We start from the raw sequence: 1,064 nt of genomic DNA on the forward strand, positions 1-1,064 counted from the left end.
ATCTCCCAAGGCTAAATACTCTCTAGTGACCGATAGTGAACCAGTACCGTGAGGGAAAGGTGAAAAGCACCCCGGAAGGGGAGTGAAAGAGATCCTGAAACCATGTGCCTACAAGTAGTTAGAGCCCGTTAATGGGTGATAGCGTGCCTTTTGTAGAATGAACCGGCGAGTTACGATCCCATGCAAGGTTAAGCTGATAAGGCGGAGCCGTAGCGAAAGCGAGTCTGAATAGGGCGAATGAGTATGTGGTTGTAGACCCGAAACCAGGTGATCTACCCATGTCCAGGGTGAAGGTAAGGTAACACTTACTGGAGGCCCGAACCCACGTACGTTGAAAAGTGCGGGGATGAGGTGTGGGTAGCGGAGAAATTCCAATCGAACCTGGAAATAGCTGGTTCTCTCCGAAATAGCTTTAGGGCTAGCCTCGCGGCTAAGAATCTTGGAGGTAGAGCACTGTTTGGACTAGGGGTCCATCCCGGATTACCGAATTCAGACAAACTCCGAATGCCAATGATTTATACGCGGGAGTCAGACTGCGAGTGATAAGATCCGTAGTCAAAAGGGAAACAGCCCAGACCACCAGCTAAGGTCCCAAAGTAATCGTTAAGTGGAAAAGGATGTGACGTTGCTTAGACAACCAGGATGTTGGCTCAGAAGCAGCCATCATTTAAAGAGTGCGTAATAGCTCACTGGTCGAGTGACGCTGCGCCGAAAATGTATCGGGGCTAAACGATTCACCGAAGCTGTGGATGGACATCTCAGATGTCCGTGGTAGGAGAGCGTTCTAATCGCTGTGAAGTCAGATCGTAAGGACTGGTGGAGCGTTTAGAAGTGAGAATGCCGGTATGAGTAGCGAAAGATGGGTGAGAATCCCATCCACCGAATGACTAAGGTTTCCTGAGGAAGGCTCGTCCGCTCAGGGTTAGTCGGGACCTAAGCCGAGGCCGATAGGCGTAGGCGATGGATAACAGGTTGATATTCCTGTACCACCTCCTCACCATTTGAGTAATGGGGGGACGCAGTAGGATAGGGTAAGCGCGCTGTTGGTTATGCGCGTCCAAGCA

1 rRNA gene is annotated in these 1,064 nt (G+C 50.8%); it reads left to right on the forward strand.

Going from position 1 to position 1,064, the window contains the following annotated elements:
* A 23S ribosomal RNA gene (locus QI30_RS18580) occupies nucleotides 1-1,064 on the forward strand; the annotation flags it as partial.

Source organism: Candidatus Kurthia intestinigallinarum (assembly GCF_003991225.1).
In the GTDB taxonomy this organism is placed as follows: Bacteria; Bacillota; Bacilli; order Bacillales_A; family Planococcaceae; genus Kurthia; species Kurthia populi.